Below are 25,057 nucleotides of genomic sequence, written 5' to 3'. Positions count from 1 at the left end.
GGTAAGAGGGCATGCAAACTAGATGCCATACATAGTGATGGCATACAAACGCAATAGGCTAGGCAACATGCAAATTACATGGGAATACATAGTGATGCCATACATACACACAATGGGAGGCGCTTCAATTGGGGAAAACGAAGCACACAGGGCCGATCAAGTTGCCGGCGAAACCAGACCCGAAGCTTTGGGTCAGTAAGATACCGTTCGGTCTCGGTAAAGTGAAGCCGAAACATATTCGAGAAACAGCCAAAATCGCATGGCAAAATCGGGATAATCTGCCCTATGCGGTGAGAATTTTGACACAAGGGGTGTGCGACGGCTGTGCGCTTGGTGTGTCGGGGCTATACGATCAAACGCTGGCGGGGCCGCATATCTGCACGACAAGGCTGAACGTCCTGCGGCTGAATACGATGCCAGCCATTCGCGAGGAGCTGCTTCATGCGGACATCGACGAGCTCAGCCGCATGAGCTCCACCGAGCTTCGCCAGCTCGGACGCATTCCGTATCCGCTCATTCGGAAGAAAGGTGAGCGACGTTTCCGCCGCGCCACCTGGGACGAAGCGCTGGAAACGGTTGCGTCGAAGATGCGCGGGTTGAACCCGAAGCAGATGGCGTTCTATTTAACGGCGAGAGGGATTACGAACGAGTCGTACTATGTGGCAGCGAAGGTAGCGAGATTGCTCGGGACGAACAATATCGACAATGCCTCACGCATCTGCCACTCGCCGTCGAAGACGGCACTGAAGCGCTCCGTAGGCGTGGGCGCATCGACTTGCAATTACAAGGACTGGATCGGCACGGACGTCCTTGTGTTCTGGGGCAGCGTGGCCGCGAACAATCAGCCGGTCTCGACGAAGTATATGTATGCGGCCAAACGCAAAGGGACGAAAATCATCGTCATTAACCCGTACTACGAGCCGTCGATGGAGCAGTACTGGATCCCTTCGATTGCCGAATCAGCGTTATTCGGCACCAAGCTGGCTGACGATGTATACCAAGTCAACATCGGGGGAGATATTGCCTTCATGAATGGCATCATGAAGGTGTGGTTCGAGATGGAGGCGCGCGAGCCCGGCTCCGCGATTGACCATGCGTTCGTGGCTGCGCACACGAACGGCATTGAAGAGCTGCGCGCCCACGTGGCGCAGCAGGACTGGACGACGCTCACGCAGTCGTCCGGTCTCACCCGCGAGCGCATCAGCGAGCTCGCTGCAATCCTAGCCCGTGCCGCTAGCGCGGTATTCGTGTGGAGCATGGGGCTCACACAGCATCGCTTCGGCACGGACAACATCTCGCAGGTGGCGAATCTCGCCCTCCTGCGAGGCTTTCTCGGCCGCGAGCACTGCGGGCTGATGCCCATCCGCGGCCATAGCGGCGTGCAGGGATCCGGCGAAATGGGCGCCGATCCCTTCTCCTTGCCGGGCGGCGAGATCAGCAGCGCCGCCGATCGCGAGCGCATCGAGCAGCTCTGGGGCTTCGAGCTGCCGAGCTGGCAGGGTGACATCGTCGGCGTCACCCTCGAGAATGCGCTCCTGCCGGAGGAGCAGGAGCGGAAGCTCCGGTTGTTTTACACATCCGGAGGCAACTTCCTCGAGACGATGCCGGACCCAGTGTTCGTCCGGCAAGCCCTAGAATCAATCGATGTCCGTGTCCACCAGGACATTATTCTCAACACCTCCACGCTGCTCGACGCGCGGGAGGCCGTAGTGGTGCTGCCCGCGATGACGCGCTACGAGCAGCCTGGGGGAGGCACATCCACCTCGACGGAGCGGATGGTGTATTTCTCGCCCGAGATCGCTGGCCCCCGCATCGGAGAAGCCCGTGCGGAGTGGGACATCTACGGCGATCTCGCCCGCCGGGTGAAGCCCGAAGCCGTAGCGCTGCTAGGCTGCAGCACAGCGGAAGCGATCCGCGCGGAGATCGCGCAGGCCGCGCCGAGCTACGACGGCATCCAGCACCTGCGGGAGCGCGGGGATGTGTTTCAGTCCGGCGGCGCGTGGCTGTGCGAAGACGGCGTCTGTCCGACGCCGGATGGCCGCGGCCGGCTGCTGCCGATCGAGCTTCCGGAGCTGCGGAAGCCGGAGGGGCATTTCGCGGTGACGACGCGCCGCGGCAAGCAATTCAATTCGATGATCTACAGTGACGTCGATCCGTTCAATGAAGCGGATCGCTACGACGTGCTGATTCATAAAGATGACGCGAAGGGACTCGCCTTAAAGGAAGGAGAAGCGATCGTGGTCTACAATGGGTTTGGCAGCATGCACGGCAGAGTGAAGCAAGCGGATGTCAAGCAGGGCAACATTGAGGTGCATTGGCCTGAGGGTAACAGTTTAATACCCAAGGGGGTATATGAGCCATTCGCTGGCATTCCGGAGTATAACACGGCTGTTATCGTTGAAAAGGCAGAAACGTATCACGCACACAAAGACACACGTTATGTAGAGAAGCGCATTTTAGAGTTGGAAACGGAGATGGAGGGATGAGCTTGGATGATGAAAAGCTTCCATCACCTGCGACCACAACATGGTCGATTCACCGTTATAACGGCTCTGAGGTGCTTCCAGCGGAGGATACGATTGCCGTCGAAGCACCTCTGACGATTCTGCTCGATGGTGAAGAGTTTGCTACACTCGTCTACACACCAAGCGACACGATAGATTTGGTTACGGGTTTTCTTGCTTCCGAAGGGATGATCCGTTTTGTCGATCAGATTGAATCCCTATCCCTCGAGGAGGATCGCGGCTTCGCTCATGTGAAGCTGCGGCATCTTCATCAGCTGAGCCGTCAGATGGTATCCAAGCGATTCATCGGATCTTGTTGCGGGAAAAGCCGCCAGTTTTATTTTCACAATGATATGCGCACGGCCAAAACGGTGACAACGAAGCTCAGTCTGACTATCCCTCAATGCTTTCATCTAATGAGCGAACTTCAGGAGCAATCGGCGGAATTTCGGGCGACAGGAGGGTTACATAACGCAGCGCTGTGCACGGTCAGTGAGCTTCGAGTTACCCGAGCAGATATCGGCAGGCATAACGCGCTTGATAAAATATACGGACACATCCTTAGGGAGCGGATTTCGGTTCGGGATAAGGTTCTCGCTTTCAGCGGAAGAGTCTCTTCCGAGGTTGTGTTGAAGACGTCGAAAATCGGCGTCGGCCTCCTTTTGTCCAAATCAGCACCGACCGATCTAGCTCTTCGACTCGCTCACGATCTTGGCATTACGGTGGTTGGCTTCATTCGGAAGGACCATTTAACCGTGTACACGCATCCCGAGCGCATTGCAGAATGTCGATAAAGTTACCTTTTTGTGGAAATATTTATATTGTCTCTCTACCAGAATTGTGCTAGATTCTAGCTATTGCCAACTTTTGTTAAGAGAGGAACGACATAATGGGGAATTGGAAAGTTTGGATGAAAAAAGGGAGCATTTCGCTGGTCGCAGCTTTCGTACTTGTGACGTATGCACAGCCGATGTCTTCGCATGTTTACGCTGCTGAAATTAACGCAGAGATTCCGCAGGTTATCGAGAAAGCCTCACCTTCCGTGGTCGCCATTATAGGAAAACCATCTTCGGAGATGGATAAGTCATTAGAGAAGAATCGCTTTAACCTTGCACACGGGACGGGTGTCATTGTTGCCTCCAACGGTGTGATTGTTACGAATGCTCATGTGGTGAAAAATATGAAAAATATCGTCGTCGTGACCTCCGAAGGGACAACCTATCGCGGGCATGCCTCGAATATTGATGAGGAGAGCGATTTGGCACTTGTCAAAATTGACGCCTCTGGCCTCCAACCGGCCACCTTCGCCTCCTCTTCGGACATCAAAGTTGGTGAAACGGTAGCTGCGATTGGAACGCCAATTTCGTTCGCTTTACGTAACTCTGTAACCGTAGGCATTGTCAGCGGTCTAGATCGCTCGGTGAGCTCGCAGTATCAGTTGATTCAAACAGACGCAGCCATTAACCCGGGCAATAGCGGGGGCGCTTTGATCAATATGAAGGGCGAAGTCATTGGGATTAATACGATGAAATACGCCGATATTGGTGTAGAAAATCTAGGATTTGCTATACCCGTAGATACGGTGAAATATGTTTTGAAGCATTTTGAACTGTATGGCAAAGTAAAGCGCGCTTATACAGGGCTGGAATTAGAAGAGAGCTGGGAAGCCGTTGTTGGCTTGCCGAGTTCGACCGGGCTCCGAGTAACTTACGTGGGCGCAGATTCACCTGCGGCTGAAGCGGGAATTGAACAAGATGAAATTTTAGTTTCTGTAGGCCCTAACTCGGTCAAAACACTCGTCGATTACAACGAGGCGATTAAAAAGTATTTGCCAGGCCAATCCGTGGATATTAAGCTTCAGGCTGGAAGCTCGACGTTGACCAAAACTGTGAAGCTTGGTGAATTGCACAGTGCAGAAGCGACTTTAACAGAAGATACCGAGGGAAGTTCTTTGGATGCGGACAGCGGTAAAACGAAGATTGGCGACAGCCATTTCGGCTGGTCCATGAAGTACCCGGCGGGTCTTGTCAAAAGACAACAATCCGACGACGGTGATACMGTAAGCTTCGTTGATGCGAAGKGCGAATTCGCGCTTTCTATTCACGTAGACAGTGACMAAAGTGATGAGCTGTCGGCAGCGGCTCTTTTGAACAAACTCGCAGGTGATAATAGTAGTGAATATTCGGGCTATGGGGATAGTGCGACGATTCTGGAACGTCAATATGTGAAGCGGGCAGAAAGTCCTTATGCCAAAATCGTGAGCCGATCCGGTGAAGATGGCTATATCCAGACGCGAGGCTACCTGCATGGTGGTCGTTTGTATACGGTTAAGCTTTTCGTAACCAAAGAACAATACACGAATCGTTCCAAGCAAAACAGCTTTAATGATTTGTTAGATAGCTTTAAGCTTGCTTTTAATACGGCAGATAACTCTCTGAAAGATATTTCTGTCTTTAATTCTGATGATGTGACCTATACGAGCGAGTACGGGTTATCGATCGATTTGCCTGCGGATTGGGAGCAGGATCATCGTGGAAGCAACTCCTTTTACAATGAGGATTATTCGCAAACGATCCATGTGTATGTTACCTCAGCGTCTTCGGGTGATACCCTGTCGGATTGGGTTGGCCGGGGGATTAAAGAGTTTGAGGCCAAATATAAGGCGGATTATCGCCGTGTAGACAAGCCAGTAGAGGTAACCGTAGACGGTGTGCCAGCGTGGAAAGTAGATTTTGCGAGTTCCTTGGGAGACGAGTGGGATGCGGGAAGTTCGCTCTTTTTCATCAAAGACAAGTACAAATATGAAGTGCAATTGGCCTATCCGCAAGATGATCAAGGTAATGAGCTGAAGAAGATCTGGGATAACGTGGTGGCGTCGATCTCCGTGGATAAAGAAAAGATGGATGGGGAACTTGGCTTCATTCAGGATTTAGATGAGCTTGCCGATCCGGATCGTTCAACGCTATATAAGAACGAGAAGTTCAACTATACCGTGCGTATTCCTGAAAATTGGACAACGAACCGCTCTTACGATGGTAACGATCAGGCGACGAAGTCCTTTACCTTCACAGGTGGTTACTTACGTGTAGAGGCAGACAGCAAGAAGGCTTACGCCGAAGTCTTGAAGGATGCCGAAGAGGAGCACAAAGTCAGTCACACCAATGATAGTGACTACACGTACTCGTCAGAGGATGTTACACTTTTCGGTGATGTGAAAGCGAAGAAGTACACGGTGAGCTATTCAAAAGCGCACATTCCGTACGCCGAGACGGTCTATTTGTTTAATCGCAAGCAAGTCACGTATACGGTGACGCTTCGTATGGATGCTGCAGTGAGCACGGAAGCGAATGTTGCGCGGCTGAACAAGGCGTTCACTTCGTTCACCTTGGTGAGCGGTACGGGCGGGAAGTAGAGCCTCGCTCGAGCGAGTGGAGTAGGAAAAAGCAGCGGGAATCCCGCTGCTTTTTCTGTTTGGGGGATGTGCGGCAGTTGTGATGCGGAACGTCAGTACCCGCACCCCGACAGTAATGATCCTCGCCAGTTACGGAACGTCAGTACGCTATTTGGTGAAGGAATGGCCTTTTTCCGGGATTAAGGGAACGTAGATCCGCTATTTTCCACTTTTGCTGGGTTTAGCACCGCTTTTTGAACAAATAAGGTACTGACGTTCCGTTTCGAGGCTAGATTCGTTGTTTTCGCCCAAATAGGGGATCTACGTTCCGTTACGTGGGAATAACAGCTTGTGTTTAAGAAACTTGTACGTATCTCAGGGACGACTTCCAATTTGATTACTCTCCCTGCGCCTGCCACCTACCAGCACAGAACCCGCATTCGCACCCGACCCAACTAACGCCAACGTCCATCAAACTAGCTAAACAAACCAAAGCCCCCGAGGAAAATTCCTCAGGGGCTTTGAATATTCAAGTCTTCTTTATCCAGCTGTAGCTGTGCTGGCCTGTTTGCTCTTGATCTCAATGAACATTTCCTCACGCTGCGAATCCTTGAGGATCGGGCAATTGAAGCACTTTGTTCCTTCTTCGCGACGGTAGTACATGCAACAGGAGGAGCGCATCAGAATTTTTTTGCCTTCTTGATAAGGGCTATCTATGTACTTCGGCTCATGGACGAAAGGATTTACTTTGCGACCAAAAACATCGGCCGTCAACTGTTTCGTCAACACCTCATAATCGGCAGTGAACTGTTCACGGACGTGGGGACGTGGGTCATTTTCCAACACATAGTCACGTACGAATGTCATGCGCGCAGCGAATTGATTCCAGATCATAGCCTGATTCACTTTGGCTTGCTCTGCGATGACCGTAATCATTGGCGTGATGAGGGTTGAGAACAGCTTGCGCATCTCTAACTCAATGAACAGGTCACGATCTTCTGTCGGAACTTCCTTCCATTGTACGTTTACAAGCTTATATCCGACATGTGCATGGTCGCCATGATTCTCGACTTCAAGTGCGAGATGATCTAACTCCAAATCCAACCATTGGTTGTACTGAGCAAGAAACAGGTGGATCGTAGCCACCAGATTGAAAAGAGTGAGTCCCAAGTACGACGCAGAAATGTCTAACCCTTTGCCGCGAAGTAACGTTTGCCCTTGCTGCAGGACGTCCAGCATCACTGGTCCCTCTAGGAGTTGCCGTGCAGGAATGTGCAGGAGGGGGTCTTCCATTCCTTTTGGTGAAATATGAAAGTACATCTCAACTAGCGAAAAATCGACGTTTGTTTCGATGGGCATCGTCAGCACACTCCAAATATAAGAATGATTATCATTATCATAATAATTCCTTTGATCATACAAGAGACGTGACGAAAGTGTCAATTTGGTTTCTTCCAAAAAAGGAAGGCGAATCCTACAAATACATGGAAAAAGTCCATGTAATTTAGCCCGATTTCTCTGATTCGCCAGGTTAGATGGAAAAAGTACAGCTAATTTCGCTGATTTGGGCCTTTCGGGCGGATAGGCGTGAGATTAGCTGCATGTTTTCCATCTATTGCTGAAAAAGAGGCGGAAAGGCTCAAAATAGCTGGAGGAAATCCAGTTATTCTGGCGGGGAGTGCTGGCTAGTTGGCGGTATGAAGTAATTGTTGGCGGATGTGTTGGAATTGGAGGTATGAAGTAATTGTTGGAGCTCGTGTTGGAATTGGAGGTATAAAGTAATTGCTGGAGGTGTGATGGAGTTGGTGAAATGAAGTAAATAGGAGAAGGAGGAGAGTGGATGTTTGCCGAGAAGTGAAGCTCTTATAAACACAATACCTCTCCATCTTTAGAGATGGAGAGGTACGTGTGAAAAATGCTTACTTCCGATACAGTGCATAGCCTGGATCTTCAGGTACGTCAATGGCAATGATCCGCAGGGCTTGCTCGCTGCCCGCCACCAAGTGAAGAGCTTCGCCCTCACCTGCCGCTTGCGCTACCACAAAATCCTTGTGGGACAGCGTTTTCCGCTCCTGCTCTAGCCCTTGCTCTTCGCGAACAACGCTCCCCACGCCTTCCCCGCGAATCACGAGGAACGCCATCCTGCGTCCCAGCTCCAACTCATAGCTGAACGACGCACCAGGCTCAATCTCCCAATCATACATCCGCGCATCTGTATCCAACTGGATAGGAGCCTCTCCGCCGATCACTTTTTTCACGGTTGCACCAGCAGCTTGGCTAACGGGGAATAACTCATGCTGGTATTGATGGTAGGCAGCCGGCTTTTTCCCAGTCTCACTCAAATGCGGTTCAAACCAAATCTGCATCGCCTCGCTGCCCGCTCTGCGGAAGGCCTCGGCGTGATAAATACCTGAACCCGCTTGAATCACTTGCGCACCGCCGTTCGTCACGGTTTCCAAAGAGCCGAGGGAATCGCGGTGCTCGACAAGTCCGTCGATCACGTACGTGACAATTTCGAACGCTTTGTGCGGGTGCATGCCGATTTCCGATACATCGGTCGCTTTGCCCCATGCCCAGTAGAATAGAGGGCCGACACGATCTACCGCTGTCTTTTCGCCGGGAAAGCTGATAGCCCGTTGTTCGACGAATTTACCTCCATCGAATGCGCCTACGCCTTGCTCACTTACCGAATATATGTGAATGCTCATCAGAACCATCCTTAACTAACTTATTTTTAATAACTAACTTTATGTAAGTATTATATCGCGAAATTAAGGAGATGTCAAAGTAATTTCAAAGTAATTTCAAAGCATGTCGCTCACACATCGTGGTGCTTCTTGACTTCCGTACTATGATCACACTACAATTTATAGTGTAAGGAGTGTGGCTAACGTGAAAATGCAAAACTTTAAATTAAAGGAAAGCGGACTTAACCGCTTTTTCGGTCCACTAGAGTCTAAAATTATGGAAATTCTCTGGACCAGCCCCTCGGAAATGACGATCAAAGACGTCCAACAAAAGCTGGACGAAGACAAAGCGATTAATTTCAATACCGTGATGACGGTGATGAACCGCCTCGTGGACAAAAAGATTTTACAAAAGCGTTCCGTTGCCAGGTCGTTTCACTATAAGCCTGTTATCACGATTGAAGAGTTCATGGACACGCAATCCAAAGAGCTGACGTATGACCTTATTGAACAATTTGGCTCGTTGGCAGTAACCCATATGGTTGATGCGCTCGATAAAGTGGACCCTGAGCTACTTGACCAGTTGGAGCAGCATATTCTACTTCTGAAAAGGGATCGATAACGATGAAGGAATCGCGATTCAAATGGCTGTACGCGGCTGCACTAGTGGTTGGGGGCACGATTATGTGGCAAATGGTGGCCTTCCTCCTAGGGCATATGTTCCACTGGAGACCCTCTCGCAATCTATTTGATTTGTGTATGATTCTCCTTCACTATCTGCATGTGCCAGGGCACGTACCTATGACCTTAGTCAATCTATTGATTCTCTACACGATGGGGACAATGGTCTGGTTCACGGTAAAGCACAGCTATGATGTGGTCAAGGCGAATAAGCTTGTGAAGAAATACCATGATGTCGCTCTTTCCGAAGCGTATGCTGCGAACTTCGCTCTCGCGCAGCAGCAACTCCAAATCGTCCGCTACCCAGCACCACTTGCCATGACCATCGGGTTATGGAAGCCGCGTATACTGGTCTCAACGGGACTGATGGACATGCTGGAGCCGGGTGAGCTTCGTGCGGTGATTGAGCATGAGAAATGCCATGTACAGCACCGGGATCCTGCGGCGATTTTCCTGCTGGCGCTAATCTCGAAGTCGATGCGGTATATCCCTATTTTTGCTTGGATTGCCCACAAATATCCGATGATGATCGAGYTCCGCGCGGACAAGTACGCCATCGAACGGATGGAGCAAGCGACAGACCTAGGCAGTGCGCTATTGAAGCTGCTCAAACAAACCGGGAAACCGCGGTTTCCACTCTCACACGCTTCCTTTGCGGAGACGTCTATGAATGTGCGTATTCAGCATATTTTGGACCCCGAGAGGGAAGTTGCCTTGCGCTGGCCACTTATTCGGTTAGCGATTTCTGCACTTATCTTCATAGTCGTTATGGGGCTTATCTAACCAGTAAGTCCTTTTTTTACTTGATAATGGGCTTGTCAGAAAAAGAATTGACAATTTCAACCTTTTACACTACGCTTTGTAGTGTAAACTATTTTCGGATACATAAAGGAGCGAATAGCATGGACTACATAATGAAAAATCTACATTTTATATTCACTCACGTTCCCATTGCGCTATTAATTTTCAGCTTTGTTTTTGATGTTGTGGCCCTTATTTTTAAAAAGAAGGAGTGGCACTCAGCGGGTATGCTGTGCCTTGTCGTTGGTGCGCTTGGTGCGATTGCCAGCGTTCTTACAGGGCCAGAATCACGGAATACGCTCGTTGGCTCGCATGAATTCTATGCTAGGCTAACGATGATCCTTGCTATTGTATTAGCCGTAGTACGTGTAGGCTTGCTTGTTTGGAAAAAGCTCGAGCTCGGCAGCAACCCGATCTTTCTCGTCGCTTCTCTTGTTGCGGTGCTACTCGTTAGCTACACAGGTCATCTTGGCGGCAAAATGGTACATCGCGACATGCAAGGCTTCCCAGGTGGCGGGCCTGGTATGCAGGGTGGACCTGGCGGCGCCGGGCCTGGCATACAAGGAGGCCCCGGACAGAATGGCCAAGGGGGCCAAGGTCAAACGCAGGGTGGCCAGCGTCAAGGTGGCCAAGGCCAAGGACAGCAGCAACCAGGTGCTCAAACGTCACCTGCACCAGCTAAATAATAAAAGGGAGATTAGCTGCGATTAAGCTACGAATAAAATTACCTCTTATACCTCATCCTAGCAGAGGTATTGCATAACGCCTTCAGGAGGTAACCATATGACAAAGGTTGATTCAAGCTTACAATCGCAAAATCCGATCTCATCCGCACAAAATTCCGTCGACAACGTTCACCAAGCCGTAAATCATGCCCTATCTCACCCAACTGAGCAAACGACGGAAGAGGCTCAAAATGCCATTTCCAAAGCTGAAAATGCTGTAGCACAGGCAAGTCTCCAATCGGACAGCCCCGCGGTACAGCAAGCTACGGAGTCCTTGGACGAAGATAAGGCACGACTTGCGGATTTGGAATAAACACAATTGCAATGAAGATATCGAAATGATGAAGAAGGCCGTATCCCGTAGTTTACAACTACAGTGGATGCGGCTTTTTGGAATTTATTTGTTTTGGGTTTAGGGTAAGCAAAGCTTACCCCTTATTTCATGTATAATCACACTTCACTTTATCTGATTTTGGCTTTCGCACCCGGCTAAATGGAAAACATACAGTTAATTCTCCCAAATTCCTCCAAATTCCACGATTAGATGGAATTTATGTGGTTAAATCATCGAATTTCATCCGTATTCTCTTGAAATCTTAATATTAAATGGATAATTTCCAGTTAAATCACGGAAACACGAATTAAACGTGAAATTAGCTGTACAAAATACAGTTACTCTAGTGTTTGGTGCACGGCTGCCCGCATCCCTGCACGAGAGAGGAGCGCCAACGTGTCTGCCGTATACAAAAAGGGACGTACTTCTCAAGTACAGTCCCTTTCTTGTATTTCTCCATAAACGCTCCTTCCTTGAAGGACGGCGGAGGCGTTTTTCTGGCGTCTTCCAGCGCTTTCTGCTTGTACAACAGACCTCATGATGAAATGGTACTTCCGTGCTACACTAAAGAGACGAATAGCTTGTTAGCCCTGTCTTCATAATTTCGTAAGAATTATGGTAACTATTTTGTAAATAGTGTCTATTATCATTAGGCTAGTACGGTGGCTTGAAGTGAGATGATGAAAAGGTGCGTGGACGTGACGAAATACCAAGTGCTGGTCGTCGATGACGATATCGACATTCAGGAAGCGATTGAGATTTATTTGAGGGGCGAAGGGATGGAAGTCAGCAAAGCGAACAACGGTCTGGAAGCGCTGCTTTTGCTGGAGGAAAAGGAGTTCCATTTGATCATCCTTGATATCATGATGCCGAAGATGGATGGGATTCAAGCGACATTCAAGATTAGAGAGAAATGTAATGTCCCCATCCTGATGCTTTCCGCCAAAACAGAGGATATGGACAAAATTATGGGCCTGAATGTTGGCGCTGACGATTATTTAACGAAGCCTTTCAATCCGCTGGAGCTAATCGCCCGAGTGAAGTCGCAGTTAAGGCGCTACACAACGCTAGGGCCATTTGGAACGGAGAAGACGGCAAATGAGGAGTTAAGCGTCCGCGGCCTTGTGCTCAATCCTGTCACCAAGGAAGTCACAGTCGATGGCGAGGAAGTACGTATGACGCCAACAGAATTCAAAATTTTGGAGCTGCTGATGGTGAATAAGGGACGTGTTTTTTCTATTGACGATATTTATGAAAAGGTGTGGAAAGATCCCGCCTTTAACGCGGAGAATACCGTGGCTGTGCATGTGCGCAGAATTCGCGAGAAAATCGAAATTAATCCGAAGGATCCTAAATATTTGAAGGTGGTGTGGGGTGTTGGCTATAAAATGGAGAAGTAGATCACTCTCCCTGGTGCTGCTGGTCGGTGTTTTCATCATGTGGACATTGACGTTATTCGCAGTAACGAATGCCTATAAGAACAGTGTGTACTTCGGTGAGGACGCTTATTTTCAAAAGCGGGGCATTCGCGAGGGAAATGAATTCCATCTACGAGAATATTCAGTTGTACCATCTGGAGGCTCCGCATTTTAGTGAGAAAACACCAGAAGAGCAGCTAGGCAATAATGACTATTATAACGTGATACGAGATGCGGAGCGAACCGTAGAGGAGCGTGTCAGAAATCTGGAGCAGAAGTACAGCCAGCGTATCGACACGGCTCGCAATCATGAAACAAATGCAGACGTTGATCGGCTGGAAGCTGAAAGAGACGCGAAAATGGCGGAGCTGAATAAGGAGAAGGAAGCTACTTTTCAACAAAATCTGAAGGCTGCGATTACGGCTAAGCAAAAGCAATTCTTGTCCGCCAAGACAAATTTGGATAACCGTCTTAAATCACTCTACTATGTCGTGAAAAACTTGAAAACCGGTGAAACCTATAGCAATATCTCATCTGAGGCGCTGCAAAAAAAGGTAGATCAACAGGCGTTCATGTATACACTAACAGTACCCAAGTTAGATGAACCGAACAGAATGTTGTACGCCATGAACTATGACCAGGTCAGTGCTACATACTATATCTTAAACCCATCGCAAGGCACGGGCATTATTCAGACAGATTATCTCTCTTACCAATCAGTAAAAAAGCAAGCGACAGCAACGGTTTTCTGGCTAGCAGCACTCTTGGTTCTGACAATTGGGCTAACCTACTTGGCAAGAAAATATCGGGGAGATACCATATCGCTAATCGATATCGAAAGGGTGGTAAGGGAACGCCTGCCGATCGATGTTCGGGCTTGGACAACTTTTATTGCGGCAGCTGCCCTGTTCGGTATCCTCTTCGATGCTGAAATATACTACTGGTCTCCGACGTATATCAGTATTTATCAAATAAGTATCGTACTCATCGCAACAACTTTACTTGTCATTGTATACAGTGGTTTTCGCGGTGCAGTCGCATTGCTGAAACATCCGGACAATCTCGCTATGGAATGGAGAAGTAGCTTAACCGCGTCATTCTGGCAAACCCTGAAAGATACGCTGGAGCAAAGAGGCTTGTTGTTCAAGTTAGTCGTCTTTATGGCGATCATCGCGATCATGGGCTTCTTGCCTGTGTGTGTGGTAGCTTCTAGCGGAGAAGAGGCTGTTATCGTCTTTACGTTCGTCTGGTACATCCTGTTCCTACTCGTGGTACTGCCATATATGATGCGGAAGATTAAGCAGCTTCGTGCCATTATCAAAGGCGTGGAACAAATGTCGCAAGGCAACTTCGATGTGACCCTTCCTGCCAAAGGCAAAGGCCAATTGTCCCGGATGGCGATGAACATTAACAATTTGAAGTACGGCTTGCAGCTTTCGCTGGAGAAACAACGCGTCAGTGATCGTCTCAAAACAGAGTTGATTACGAATGTTTCCCATGATTTGAAAACACCGTTAACCTCCATTATCAATTATGTAGATTTACTTAAAAAGGAAGGGTTGACCGCTGACCAATCCACCCACTACCTCGAGGTGCTTGATCGAAAAACGCAGCGGCTTAAAGTGCTGATCGAAGATCTTTTCGAGGCATCGAAGATGGCAAGCGGAGCTACAGAGCTTCATTGGGAAAAAGTCGACGTTTCCGCCCTACTGACACAAGCCTTGGCGGAGTTCAGCGACAAAATCGAGGCGTCCACGCTGACTTTTCGCGTAAACGTGCAAAGCCCGCATATGTATGCGCTGCTGGATGGCAAAAAAACGTGGCGCGTCTTCGAGAATCTCATCGGTAACGCCTTGAAATATGCCTTGCCGGGAACTCGGGTTTACGTCACGTTGACGGAAAACATAGAGCGCGTGATCCTCATCATTCAGAATATCTCGCTCCACGAGCTCAATTACGGCGTAGAGGAGCTGTTCGAACGCTTCAAACGCGGCGACCAGTCTCGCGGAACAGAAGGCTCTGGCCTCGGCTTGGCCATTGCCAAGAGCATCGTTGAGCTGCAGGGCGGCACGCTCACGATTGACATTGACGGCGACCAATTCAAGGTTATTGCCGAATTTGAGAAGCGGGAGTTGCTGACTGCACCGGAAGCGTAGGGCGTAGAATATGCTCATATAGATAACGTTATGACATAGTGCTATTCACACGTGTACTCAAGCCCTACTAAATTAAGAACACCGTCCTATTAGGACGGCGTTCTTATTATTTTAGCTCAAGCTCCAACTCCTCCAACGTATACCGGTTGTCCCACAAAAAAATCATGTCATACGCTATTGAGTCCTTCGAGACAAACCTTGCTGTAGCTGTAATAACACCGCCTATGATCGTTCCGAATCCCACAATCCATCCCATCAATGCAAACACTTGATCGACCATGTGCATTCACTCCTTTGAGGCGCGATGAACTCCTAATCTATCCATATGCCTGATGAATTTGAAACATGTGTGACATTTGAAAGCCTTCTCATCACGAGTATAGACATCGGAAATGTCGGGCTGGGAGAGTTGCATTTTAATCTTTTTATCCGATTGACACGTTCAGAAGAGGGATGGTAAGATCACCCTGTAAGGTTCGAATAGACAGCTTTTGGAAAATTAACAGGCACTTAATGTGCCGGGCTCATCAAACGAAATAGGGGGTTTCACTATGGATATTATGGTTATTGTCCTTAACACACATCATAAACGGACACGCGTCCAACCTAATTTCATAGATGGTAACCCGCTGGTTGGCCCGAGCGACTGCATACGCATGTTCGGCTGTTAGCACCCCTTCCCATACGTTAAGTTGTGAAGCGCGGGTTACGAAGTTCGTAACGAGCGCTTTTCTGTTTCTATAGATGGCATATCGCTGCGCGCGGTGTGTCTTTTTGCGTCTTTGGGTGTCTATGCGCCATTTGAGAGGAGTGACAAGATCGTATGTTTACTGTATTAAAGAAATTAGCTTGGTTTTTCAAAATGAACTGGAAACGCTACAGCCTCGCGATTGGGCTGCTGATCATCGTTGGCATCATTGATGTTTTACCGCCAAAGCTGATTGGTTACGCGATTGATGGCATACACATGGGTACCTTAACGGGAGCCAAATTGGGGCAATTACTCGCCTTTTGGGGCGCACTCATCGTCGTGAGTTATGGGCTGTCTTACATTTGGTTGTACCAGCTGTTCGGCGGAGCCTTCGTCCTTGAACGTGTGCTGCGCTCCCGATTCATGCGGCAGCTGCTGCGGATGACGCCTACCTTCTATGAGCGCAATCGCACGGGTGATCTGATGGCTAGAGCGACGAACGATTTGCAATCGGTATCGACTACCGCCGGGTTCGGGATTTTGACCTTCGTCGATTCGACGCTGTTTATGCTAACGATTCTGAGCATGATGGGTTTCTTCATTAGCTGGAAGCTGACGCTTGCCTCGATTTTACCACTGCCGATTATGGCTGTTGCGATTACGATTTTTGGCGGCCGCATCCATGAAAGGTTCATCCTCGCACAGGATGCTTTCGGTCAAATGAATGACCGCGTCCTGGAAACCATCGCAGGCGTTCGGGTCATCCGAGCATTCGTGCAGGAGAAGGCGAGCGAGCACAATTTTGCGACGATGACGGACGACGTTTATCGTAAAAATATCGCCGTAGCGGTAATTGATGCTCTTTTTGAACCAACGGTCAAAATTCTGGTCGGTATTTCCTACCTGATCGGACTTTGTTACGGAGGCTATCTCGTGTTCCACAGTGAGCTGACGCTCGGAGAGCTAGTGTCCTTCAATACCTTCCTGGGTATGTTGATCTGGCCGATGTTTGCGATCGGTGAGCTGATGAATATTATGCAGCGCGGGAATGCATCGCTAGATCGGGTCAATGAGACCCTTGGCTACAAGCCGGATGTCATAGAAGCTCAGAAAGCTGCGACGCAGCTACAACCAGATTCAATCACCTTTGACAATGTAACGTTCCGCTATCCGTCCTCATCCATTGATAATTTAGTTGGCATGACGTTTCGCTTAAAACGCGGACAGACGCTCGGTATTGTCGGCCGAACAGGCAGTGGCAAAACAACCCTGCTGAAACAGCTGCTTCGCGAGTATCCTGTCGGTCAAGGCGCGATCACGATCACGGATACGCCAATTGAACAGATCGCGATCGATACGCTGCATGGTTGGATCGGATATGTGCCGCAGGAGCCGATTCTATTCTCCAAAAGCGTGCGCGAAAACATTATGTTCGGCAAGGGGCAAGGCACCGAAGAAGAATTACATCGCGCGCTTGATCTAGCTGCGTTCCGCAAGGACGTCGAGTTCCTGCCGGAAGGTCTGCAGACACTCGTCGGGGAAAAAGGCGTCGCCTTATCCGGCGGTCAGAAGCAGCGCGTCTCCATCGCGCGGGCGTTGTACGTCGATCCGGAGATTCTCCTGCTCGACGACGCGCTCTCTGCGGTCGATGCGAAGACGGAGGCCGAGATCATCAGCGGTATCCGCACGGAACGCGCAGGCAAAACCACCCTAATCACCACGCACCGACTCTCTGCCGTGCAGCATGCCGATTGGATTGTCGTGCTCGATGAGGGTTATATCATTGAAGAAGGCACGCACGAGCAGCTTCTGGCCCTCGGCGGCTGGTATAAAGAGCAATATGACCGTCAACAGCTCGAGGAGCAGACGGTTGGGATGGAATAGATGATGGGGCACATCGAGCCCCCAACGATATGAGACAAAAGAAAAGTAGGTGAGACTCCTGATGACACAAACGCAACAAACGAAACAAACAAAACAAACAACATCAACGAAACAAACCGGAAAACGGTTGTTCCAATATGCGGCCAAATTCAAGCAAACCTTGCTCATCGCGCTGCTATTCTTATCTTTGGCTGTCGCTACTGAGCTGGCGGGACCTTTCATTGCCAAGCATATGATCGACACCCACATTCTCGGCATCGAGAAGCCGTGGTACGAAACACAGTCGGCAAAGAAGGGTGAGAAGGCTGTTGCTTTTGAGCAGACCTTCTATAAGCGGGGTGACAACTACGCAGAGGGTGAGCCGAAGGGCAAAGAGGTCCGTATCCTGCAAGTAGGCAGCAAGTTCGTGTGGCTGGATCAAGCGCTCCCCTGGGATGGCGTCCGCAAGCTGACGGATGATGGCAAGCTGCTGGTTACGCAAGGCACGGAGCAGGCGGAGTATGCCGTTCGGAAGCTGAGTGTGCAGGAGCTGTATAGCTTTTATCAACCACAATTTGCAGAGTTAATGAAGCTGGCGGGGTTCTATGTGATCTTGATTTTCGTGGGAGCCGTCTTTACCTACGGGCAGAGATATTTGCTGCAAGCGGCAGCGAATCGCATCATTCAGCGCATGCGCAGAGATGTGTTCGCGCAAATTCAGCGATTGCCGATTAATTATTTTGACAATCAACCTGCAGGCAAAGTCGTTTCACGCATCACCAACGACACGGAGTCGGTCCGAGATCTGTATGTGCAGGTGTTGGCGAACTTTTTTACAGGCACCATCTACATTCTAGGAATTATCGCGGCCATCTTCATTCTCGACGTTCGGCTGGCTCTCTTCACGCTGCCGATCATTCCGCTGCTCATTGCGTGGATTATCGTGTACCGCAAGTATGCGTCGACGATTAATCATGAAATTCGCGAACGGATTAGTAGCATCAACGGGATGATCAATGAAGCGATTCAAGGGATGACAATCATTCGAGCTTTTCGTCGGCAAAAGGAAACGACTGAGGAATTTGAGGTTTTGAATGAAGAGTACACGCACTATCAAAATAAACTGCTCAGCTTGAATTCCTTAACCTCTCATAACTTGATGAACGTGGTGCGGAACCTGTTCTTCTTCGGGTTGATCTGGTATGTGGGCGGCAGTTCGCTCAATGCGGTGATTACAGTTGGTGTGCTTTATGCCTTCGTCGATTACCTCAACCGGATGTTCCATCCGATGGTAGGTATCGTGAATCAGCTGCCGAATTTGGAGCGAGCGCTTGTGTCGGCTGACCGCGTGTTCGAGCTGCTAGATGAACAGGGAATCGACGTTGTTGCTGAAAAAGCAGACCGCTACAAAGGCCACGTGAGCTTTGAGCATGTTGGCTTCGCCTACAAAGAAGGGGAGGATGTGTTGAAAGACATCTCCTTCGAGGCCAAACAAGGGCAGACGGTTGCACTGGTGGGGCATACCGGATCGGGTAAAAGCTCGATCTTGAATCTGTTATTTCGCTTCTATGAGGTCAGCGAAGGCCGTATCACGGTCGATGGCCGTGATATTCGCGAGCTGTCGAAGCAGCAGCTTCGCCAGCACATGGGCATCGTGCTGCAGGATCCGTTCCTGTTCACGGGGACGATTGCGTCCAATGTCTCCTTGGACGATCCGTCCATCACCCGGGAACGGGTGGAGGCGGCGCTGCGCGAAGTTGGCGCAGCGGAGATGCTTGGGGCGCTGCCGCGCGGCCTCGATGAGCCTGTCATCGAGAAGGGCAGCACGCTGTCTGCTGGGCAGCGGCAGCTGATTTCATTCGCCCGGGCGCTGGCGTTCGACCCGGCGATCTTGATCCTCGATGAGGCGACGGCCTCCATCGACACGGAGACCGAGGCCATCATTCAGGCCGCGCTCGAAGTGCTTGCGAAGGGGCGGACCACCTTCATCATTGCTCATAGGCTGTCGACGATTCGCAGCGCCGACTTGATTCTTGTGCTCGACCACGGCGAGATCGTCGAGCGTGGCACGCATGAGGAGCTCATGGGGCTCCTCGGGCGGTACTACCAGATGTACCAGCTGCAAGCTGGACATCCGGAAATTGCCGCTGCTGCGGAGAGCGGCGAGTCGATTGGGCATAAGATCTAGGTCGCGAGTCGTAGACGAATCTCGACAAAAGGCTAACGACGCTGACTTTCCAATATGCTACAATAAAACAAATTGATGCTTATGGGAAGTGGAGGAGAATTTATGCGTTCAGATACGGTTCGTCTGCTTAATCTGCTGCAGCTATTATCAGAAGTAGCAATTGCAGTAGGGTATTTACTTGGGTTAATCCCATTCGTGTATGCATGGTCATGTGCTTGGGTCATTCCATTGGTGTTCGTGAATTTGGTGTTTGCCATCCTCACGGGCAATGGGACTACGCTGAAAACGATCATCAACATCGCATTGGCCTTCTTAAGTCTCATTCCTTTGCTCGGTTATGTATTCCGCTTTGGCGGCATCGTCGTGTCGGGCTTGAATATGAGAGACTTGTCCAAGAGAAGAAACAACTATTAGATGTAGTGAAAAAACGGATGGCGCCGAACTGGCGCGCATCCGTTTTTTTTCTTTAACAGGAAATATAGCTAATTTGTATGGTTGAGAAGGCGACTTTGGCAGTCTCCGCTTTAGCTCGCTCCCACGGCCTGTGTAATTCTAACGGACACCAGCGCCGCTATTTCGAAAAAAGCAAACAGTTTTCTAGTGTAACGGACACCAGTGCCGTTATTTACTATTTGAGAGGCAATATAACGCCCGAAACACGAGGATAACGGCCGTGTTGTCCGATAGAATAGGCGAATCCAGTTAAATGACTGAATAACGTCATCTGTGTCCGTTAGACGAGGTGGCGTACAGGTGTGGTTCGGCGTTATTCGCTCCCCCGCTAATACGCCAACCCGACGCGGCAGCCGACATACGCGTCCTCCACCGCGACACGGTAGGTGAACGCCGCGGTGTCGCCGACGGAGATGGACGTGCCGCCGTCCGGCAAGAAATCGCGCTCCGCGCGGAACAGACCCTGCGCTTCGCCGTCAGGCAAATAGGTTGGACACACGACTGTCCAACCTAGGCCCGACGCAGCGAGCAGCGCCAACGCCTGGCGGTGCTCCTCGGCCGCGCGTGTCGACGAGCGCCGCGTGTCCGGCGCTTCAAAACGCAGCAGACCCGGATGCTCCCGGCTCTGCAAGATGCCGGCCGTGCCGACGGTAACCACGCGGCTCACGCCGGCAGCCTTCATCGCCGCGATGAGCAGCGGCGTCGCCTCGGTCAGCACGGTGCCGCCATCGGTGCCAAGGCAGCTCACGACGACGTCTACGCCTGTCATGGCGCCTGCGAGATCCTCTGCGGAACAAGCATTACCTTGCAGCAAAGTGAGCCGATCGGAATGCAGTGATATTTTATCCATACTCCGCACGATTGCCGTTACCTCATGACCATCCTGCAGGGCTTGAGCTAGAACGCGCTGACCCACACGGCCAGTTGCTCCTAATAGTAGAAAGTGCATCATCGTACTCCTTCGTATGTCATCTGTTCTCCTAGTATAACAAACTTGAACCGTCGCTTCGAATCCATCATAATAGAAGGTATTGAATCCAAGTGAATACGGAATTAGAAGGGAATTTCAGGGGCATGAGAATTAATAAGTTTATAAGTGAAACCGGCGTGTGCTCCAGACGTGAGGCGGACAAATGGGTCGAAGCTAGGCGTGTGACGATCAATGGTGAGATTGCGGGGCTCGGCAGCGTTGTAGGTCCTGGTGATGAAGTGAAGGTCGATGGGCGGGCAATTGGAGAGAAAAAAGAGCACGTCTACATCGCGCTTAACAAGCCTGTGGGTATTACCTCGACAACGGAGGCGCATATTCGTGGGAATATCGTGGATTTCGTGGGGCACTCGGAGCGGATTTTCCCAATTGGCAGATTGGACAAAGACTCAGAAGGTCTTATCCTACTGACGAATAACGGGGATATTGTTAACCAGATTCTTCGTGCAGAGAACAATCACGATAAAGAATACATCGTAACGGTGAATCGGCCGATTACGCAGATGTTTTTGCGGGGAATGGCTAGTGGGGTGCGGATTCTGGGCACGATGACGAAGCCTTGTGAAATCATTCAAGTCAACGAACGTGTATTTCGTATCATTCTCACACAGGGGCTGAACCGGCAAATTCGTAGGATGTGCGAAGCGTTCGGATATCGTGTAGTGCGTTTGCAGCGTGTGCGCATCATGCATATTCATTTGGGCTCTTTGAAAGTTGGGAAGTGGCGGGATTTGACGCAAGGAGAATTAAAGGATTTGATGCAAATGCTTAGCCAGGAGAAGTCGCAGACGAATCCATAACTGAACATGAATCGCATGAATAGACTTGAGCATTCCGTGTAGGATGCTCAGGTCTTTTTCTATGAAGTGCGAGAATGAATCAGAGAAAAATATTGGTATTTTTTTCTTGCGTAGTTGCAACCTTTTTCCAGAGCACACCGTCAAGTACTATATGGCAGTTGGACGCGTCCAAGCATGTGGGTCCACATGTCGTATGGAGATCTACTTGAGGAGGAAGATGACTTTGAAATTATTGAAACAAGCAGGCACAATGGTACTCGCTTCGACATTGTTGCTGACAGTTGCCCCGATGGGGGCATGGGCGGCGGAAAGTGAATCTGGTTCAGCTACGTCCGCGATGTCATCCCCTGCCTACCCAGGGCAAGCCGACGTCTCGGCGCAAGATGCCAAAATTACAAAAGAACAAGCGCTTGAGTATGCCAAAGCTTACATAACACTACCTACGGATTATATTCTCCAATCGATAAGTTTAAACGCTTTCTATGGCCAGAATGGACAGAATATCCCAACGTGGAACATTAGCTATTCGAAGAAAGTGAAAGATCGTTACTATGGCTCAGCTAATATCGCCATCAATGGTTTGGATGGAACACTCACGTCTTACAATATGAATGACAATGATCCTGAACATAAACCGTCGTATCCGCCTAAGGTGGATTTCCAGGCTGCGAAGGAGCTGGCTGCAGCATTTGTAGCCAAAGTAAATCCATCGAAGCAAAAGGAACTGCTGTACGATGACTCGGTAGAAAAATCTTTCCGTACCCCGCTTGACGGCAATTATCAATATAACATTCGCTATGATCGATCCGTTGGGGGAGTTCCTTTCTCCGGGAATGGACTTAATGTCAACGTCAATGGTGAGGGTCAGGTTACGAGCTATTGGTACAATTGGGACGATAAGGTGATTTTTGATAAGGTGAGCACACCGATTTCGAAAGAGAAGGCAGATCAGCTTTTCCGTGAGAAGATGGAGCTTGCCTTACAATATCAAATCCCGTATAACACGCAAGGGAAAAGAGTACCGATTATTTCCTACTTCATGAACAGTGTTGCTTTGGATGCGGCAACAGGCGAGGTTTGGCAACCATTTCCTAGCTTGAATGGTAACAATAAGCCATTAACAGATAAGCCACTGGGAACGAAACCGCCAGCTACCTTGAATTTGACGAAGGAAGAAGCCGTTAAGAAAGTGGCAACGACGTTTAACCTATCCGCTGAGTACAAGCTGCAAGAAGCTTCCTACAATGAATCGAAGAATGCTGAGACGGGTGAGACCTTATCGAGCTGGAACATGAGCTGGGCCAAGGCAACGTCGGATACAGCGGCTACTGGAAAAATTGGTGCAGGAAATAACGTTTGGGCTTCCGTGAACAGTAAAACTGGCGTTATTACTAATTTTAACTATTATGTTCCATATAGCAGTGAGAATGATAAGCCTATCGAAGGCAAAGTTTCATTAGATGATGCGATTGCGAAAAGCACGGAGTTTGTCAAAGCGCAGCTTCCTGCTTCTACGGATCAACTCGTGCTGAATGTTCAGAAAGAGTACTCTCAGGATATGCTGAAGCAAATGCGCACATGGGAAATTAGCTACAAACGCGTCATTGACGGCGTTGCTGTGGGGAATGAAGAGGTGCGGGTAAGCATTGACCGTGTAACTGGAGCCATCTCGAACTATTATGTATCTCTAAGTGATAATATCGCGTATCCTGCTCAAAAGCCTGAGGTTATTTCCATCGATAAGGCCAAGGCTCTGTGGCTGGCACAGTTCGACGTGAAGCTTGGCTACGTATTGGAGAGTAACGGATACACAGGCGCTATGCCAATCGAGAAATACCGTGTAATGGTAGCGGCAGGGGAGATACCTCCATCTGCGGTGACGGATGCCAAAGCGCAGCCAAAGGCGAAGCTTGTGTATTCCCTTGTTCCTAAAAATGTGAATCGCGATAACTTTATTCTGGATGCCGAATCGGGTCAATGGCGCAGTGCGCAAACTGGCGAGGTTATCTCGTTGGATAAAGTGATTGTAAGTGATATTGATAAGCACTGGGCACAAAATGAACTTCAACTGATGCTTGATTATCAAGCTTTGGATGTGAAGGACGGCAAAGTGAACCCTGACCAAACAATTAAGCGCGGTGAGTTGGTCAAAATGCTGGTCATCGCCATGAATGGCGGCAACGGCGGCATCTATTACGGAGCTGAGCGTGCTGCTTCTTTCGCGGATGTGGGCAATGGCTCTAAATATTTTGCCTATGTGGAAAATGCCGTTGATCGCGGGCTGCTTGATGTAGGGAAAGAGTTCAATCCGGAAGCTGCGATGAATCGTGAAGAAATGGCGCAATTGATCGTGAAAGCGCTGGGTTATCACAGCCTAACGAAATTTGACGGCGTATTTAACAAGGATTTCTTGGATGCTGGGAAAGTGTCTAACGTTGGCGATGCTGCAATTGTGTTAGGGCTGAAAATTATGACGCTCAGCGATGGCTACTTTGCCCCACAGAATGAAGTGACGAAAGCACAGGCTGCAAGCGCGTTCTATCGCTTCTTGCAAACGAGAGCCAAATTGCAAGATAAGCCGCGATACTACTATTAATCTTTCTAACGTGAATCGCATAAGTGAAACGACAAAAGACCTCTCAATGCAGTATTGAGAGGTCTTTATTCAGCCGTCTAGGCATTTGTATCAAGAGAGCTAATCTCTTTTGAAAAGAAAGTAGAACAACTGACGGTAATGTGCCTTCATATGCTCTTTCGTATAGGCTTTCTCGTTTTTAATGTGAAAATAGCCAATCGGTGACATCGAGCAAATGATCGTGTGGGCTGCAAAATCGGGCTCTGCTTGTGGCTCTTGCCCAGGGCCAAGGGATTCGAGAATAAGCTCCGACAATTTATCGCGTATGAAATGGTAAATAGGGGAGAGGAAGAAGTTGCTGCGGCCATCCTCGCAGTTGATATTAATCTTAGTTGACATGGCAACGATTAGCTCGGCTTTTTCCTCAATTTCATCAATCCATAACTCCAAAATGCCAGTCAGTCGATCAATGGGTGCGGCTTGGTTATGTTTATCGAGATACATCATAATGTCATTAATAAATTGCTTCCCATAATGTTGAAGAACATCGAAACAAAGGTCTCCTTTATCCGCATATCTGCGATAGAGGGTTGCTTGTCCAATGCCCGCTGTTTTGGCAATTTGATGCATGCTGACCGATTGAACGCCATAATCATGAAAGAGTTGTTTGGCGGTTTGGAGTATTAATTGGCGATTTTCCATGGCGTCCTTGCGTTCATGACGAATGGACATCTGTAACCACCTCTTTAGATGTGAATTTATTATGTTCGTATTGACAAAGAAACGAAATTTCTGTTAGCAT

General features: G+C 49.4%; 20 protein-coding genes. 15 read left to right on the top strand and 5 right to left on the bottom strand.

The annotated features are described in order from the left end of the window. The first annotated feature begins 128 nt into the window (after positions 1-128). The 3 genes from AB4114_RS18015 (at position 129) to AB4114_RS18005 (ending at position 5,916) form a co-directional block, all read left to right on the top strand. Positions 129-2,486, top strand: a complete 2,358-nt coding sequence (locus AB4114_RS18015; protein ID WP_441989705.1) for an FdhF/YdeP family oxidoreductase — start codon at positions 129-131, stop codon at positions 2,484-2,486. 2 nt (positions 2,487-2,488) lie between these two features. Next, the gene (gene fdhD / locus AB4114_RS18010; protein WP_441989704.1) at positions 2,489-3,298 is read left to right on the top strand and encodes a formate dehydrogenase accessory sulfurtransferase FdhD; all 810 of its coding nucleotides are present in this window, start codon (positions 2,489-2,491) and stop codon (positions 3,296-3,298) included. A 95-nt stretch (positions 3,299-3,393) separates the two neighbouring features. Next, positions 3,394-5,916 carry a trypsin-like peptidase domain-containing protein gene (locus AB4114_RS18005; RefSeq protein ID WP_441989703.1) on the top strand — a complete coding sequence of 841 codons (2,523 nt, stop codon included), beginning with the start codon at positions 3,394-3,396 and terminating at the stop codon, positions 5,914-5,916. 519 nt (positions 5,917-6,435) lie between these two features. On the opposite strand, the gene AB4114_RS18000 is transcribed toward AB4114_RS18005, so the two are convergent. Together AB4114_RS18000 and AB4114_RS17995 are read right to left on the bottom strand one after the other, a co-directional pair. Continuing rightward, positions 6,436-7,254: a (2Fe-2S)-binding protein gene (locus AB4114_RS18000; protein WP_441989702.1), complete on the bottom strand. Its 819-nt coding sequence runs from the start codon at positions 7,252-7,254 to the stop codon at positions 6,436-6,438. A gap of 560 nt (positions 7,255-7,814) precedes the next feature. Next, the gene (locus AB4114_RS17995; protein WP_441989701.1) at positions 7,815-8,603 is read right to left on the bottom strand and encodes a pirin family protein; all 789 of its coding nucleotides are present in this window, start codon (positions 8,601-8,603) and stop codon (positions 7,815-7,817) included. 184 nt (positions 8,604-8,787) lie between these two features. Here AB4114_RS17995 and AB4114_RS17990 point away from each other — a divergent pair, with 184 nt between their 5' ends. The 7 genes from AB4114_RS17990 to AB4114_RS17960 all read left to right on the top strand — a co-directional run bounded on the left by AB4114_RS17990 (position 8,788) and on the right by AB4114_RS17960 (position 14,697). After that, on the top strand, positions 8,788-9,204 hold the full coding sequence (locus AB4114_RS17990) for a BlaI/MecI/CopY family transcriptional regulator (protein WP_171638308.1): 417 nt from the start codon (positions 8,788-8,790) through the stop codon (positions 9,202-9,204). A gap of 2 nt (positions 9,205-9,206) precedes the next feature. Next, positions 9,207-10,046, top strand: coding sequence for a M56 family metallopeptidase (locus AB4114_RS17985; protein WP_441989700.1), 840 nt, complete (start codon positions 9,207-9,209; stop codon positions 10,044-10,046). Between the two features lie 119 nt (positions 10,047-10,165). Next, positions 10,166-10,750, top strand: coding sequence for a DUF2231 domain-containing protein (locus tag AB4114_RS17980; RefSeq protein ID WP_441989699.1), 585 nt, complete (start codon positions 10,166-10,168; stop codon positions 10,748-10,750). A gap of 97 nt (positions 10,751-10,847) precedes the next feature. Further along, positions 10,848-11,102, top strand: coding sequence for a hypothetical protein (locus tag AB4114_RS17975; protein ID WP_441989698.1), 255 nt, complete (start codon positions 10,848-10,850; stop codon positions 11,100-11,102). A gap of 719 nt (positions 11,103-11,821) precedes the next feature. Continuing rightward, a complete protein-coding gene (locus AB4114_RS17970) occupies positions 11,822-12,523 on the top strand; it encodes a response regulator transcription factor (RefSeq protein WP_441989697.1) in 702 nt (233 codons plus the stop codon). Beyond that, positions 12,501-12,716, top strand: a complete 216-nt coding sequence (locus AB4114_RS17965) for a hypothetical protein (protein WP_441989696.1) — start codon at positions 12,501-12,503, stop codon at positions 12,714-12,716. Before AB4114_RS17970 ends, AB4114_RS17965 begins: the two co-directional genes overlap by 23 nt. Then, positions 12,661-14,697: a histidine kinase dimerization/phospho-acceptor domain-containing protein gene (locus AB4114_RS17960; protein WP_441989695.1), complete on the top strand. Its 2,037-nt coding sequence runs from the start codon at positions 12,661-12,663 to the stop codon at positions 14,695-14,697. Before AB4114_RS17965 ends, AB4114_RS17960 begins: the two co-directional genes overlap by 56 nt. A gap of 106 nt (positions 14,698-14,803) precedes the next feature. Here AB4114_RS17960 and AB4114_RS17955 read toward each other — a convergent pair whose 3' ends face one another. Beyond that, complete coding sequence (locus tag AB4114_RS17955; protein WP_441989694.1) at positions 14,804-14,977, bottom strand: hypothetical protein; 174 nt, start codon at positions 14,975-14,977, stop codon at positions 14,804-14,806. A gap of 543 nt (positions 14,978-15,520) precedes the next feature. Between AB4114_RS17955 and AB4114_RS17950 the strand changes: the two genes are divergently transcribed. The 3 genes from AB4114_RS17950 to AB4114_RS17940 all read left to right on the top strand — a co-directional run bounded on the left by AB4114_RS17950 (position 15,521) and on the right by AB4114_RS17940 (position 19,853). Beyond that, positions 15,521-17,272 (top strand): ABC transporter ATP-binding protein, encoded by a 1,752-nt coding sequence (locus AB4114_RS17950; protein ID WP_441989693.1) that lies wholly within the window; start codon positions 15,521-15,523, stop codon positions 17,270-17,272. A gap of 61 nt (positions 17,273-17,333) precedes the next feature. Further along, positions 17,334-19,439, top strand: a complete 2,106-nt coding sequence (locus AB4114_RS17945) for an ABC transporter ATP-binding protein (protein WP_441989692.1) — start codon at positions 17,334-17,336, stop codon at positions 19,437-19,439. Between the two features lie 102 nt (positions 19,440-19,541). Next, positions 19,542-19,853, top strand: coding sequence for a hypothetical protein (locus AB4114_RS17940; protein ID WP_171638272.1), 312 nt, complete (start codon positions 19,542-19,544; stop codon positions 19,851-19,853). A gap of 367 nt (positions 19,854-20,220) precedes the next feature. Here AB4114_RS17940 and AB4114_RS17935 read toward each other — a convergent pair whose 3' ends face one another. Continuing rightward, positions 20,221-20,841, bottom strand: coding sequence for an NAD(P)-dependent oxidoreductase (locus AB4114_RS17935; protein ID WP_441989762.1), 621 nt, complete (start codon positions 20,839-20,841; stop codon positions 20,221-20,223). Positions 20,842-20,966: 125 nt separating this feature from the next. Here AB4114_RS17935 and rluF point away from each other — a divergent pair, with 125 nt between their 5' ends. Next, on the top strand, positions 20,967-21,680 hold the full coding sequence (gene rluF / locus AB4114_RS17930; protein WP_441989691.1) for a 23S rRNA pseudouridine(2604) synthase RluF: 714 nt from the start codon (positions 20,967-20,969) through the stop codon (positions 21,678-21,680). Between the two features lie 223 nt (positions 21,681-21,903). Beyond that, complete coding sequence (locus tag AB4114_RS17925) at positions 21,904-24,276, top strand: YcdB/YcdC domain-containing protein (protein WP_441989690.1); 2,373 nt, start codon at positions 21,904-21,906, stop codon at positions 24,274-24,276. A 99-nt stretch (positions 24,277-24,375) separates the two neighbouring features. Here the strand turns inward: AB4114_RS17925 and AB4114_RS17920 are convergent, their stop codons facing one another. Then, entirely contained in the window at positions 24,376-24,987 is a 612-nt protein-coding gene (locus AB4114_RS17920) for a TetR/AcrR family transcriptional regulator (RefSeq protein ID WP_441989689.1), read from the bottom strand. Between the last annotated feature and the right edge of the window lie 70 nt (positions 24,988-25,057).

This window comes from Paenibacillus sp. 2RAB27 (genome assembly GCF_052115445.1).
In the GTDB taxonomy this organism is placed as follows: Bacteria; Bacillota; Bacilli; order Paenibacillales; family NBRC-103111; genus Paenibacillus_E.
The sequence above is the reverse complement of the archived record's forward strand: the minus strand, read 5'-3'. Positions and strand labels throughout refer to the sequence as shown.

Bases quoted from the DNA above. Each gene is read 5' to 3' on its own strand.
- AB4114_RS18000 (WP_441989702.1), bottom strand. From the start codon at position 7,254: ATGCCCATCGAAACAAACGTCGATTTTTCGCTAGTTGAGATGTACTTT.
- AB4114_RS17995 (WP_441989701.1), bottom strand. From the start codon at position 8,603: ATGAGCATTCACATATATTCGGTAAGTGAGCAAGGCGTAGGCGCATTC.
- AB4114_RS17980 (WP_441989699.1), top strand. From the start codon at position 10,166: ATGGACTACATAATGAAAAATCTACATTTTATATTCACTCACGTTCCC.
- AB4114_RS17975 (WP_441989698.1), top strand. From the start codon at position 10,848: ATGACAAAGGTTGATTCAAGCTTACAATCGCAAAATCCGATCTCATCC.
- AB4114_RS17960 (WP_441989695.1), top strand. From the start codon at position 12,661: ATGAATTCCATCTACGAGAATATTCAGTTGTACCATCTGGAGGCTCCG.
- AB4114_RS17955 (WP_441989694.1), bottom strand. From the start codon at position 14,977: ATGGTCGATCAAGTGTTTGCATTGATGGGATGGATTGTGGGATTCGGA.
- AB4114_RS17950 (WP_441989693.1), top strand. From the start codon at position 15,521: ATGTTTACTGTATTAAAGAAATTAGCTTGGTTTTTCAAAATGAACTGG.
- AB4114_RS17945 (WP_441989692.1), top strand. From the start codon at position 17,334: ATGACACAAACGCAACAAACGAAACAAACAAAACAAACAACATCAACG.
- AB4114_RS17940 (WP_171638272.1), top strand. From the start codon at position 19,542: ATGCGTTCAGATACGGTTCGTCTGCTTAATCTGCTGCAGCTATTATCA.
- AB4114_RS17935 (WP_441989762.1), bottom strand. From the start codon at position 20,841: ATGCACTTTCTACTATTAGGAGCAACTGGCCGTGTGGGTCAGCGCGTT.
- rluF (WP_441989691.1), top strand. From the start codon at position 20,967: ATGAGAATTAATAAGTTTATAAGTGAAACCGGCGTGTGCTCCAGACGT.
- AB4114_RS17920 (WP_441989689.1), bottom strand. From the start codon at position 24,987: ATGTCCATTCGTCATGAACGCAAGGACGCCATGGAAAATCGCCAATTA.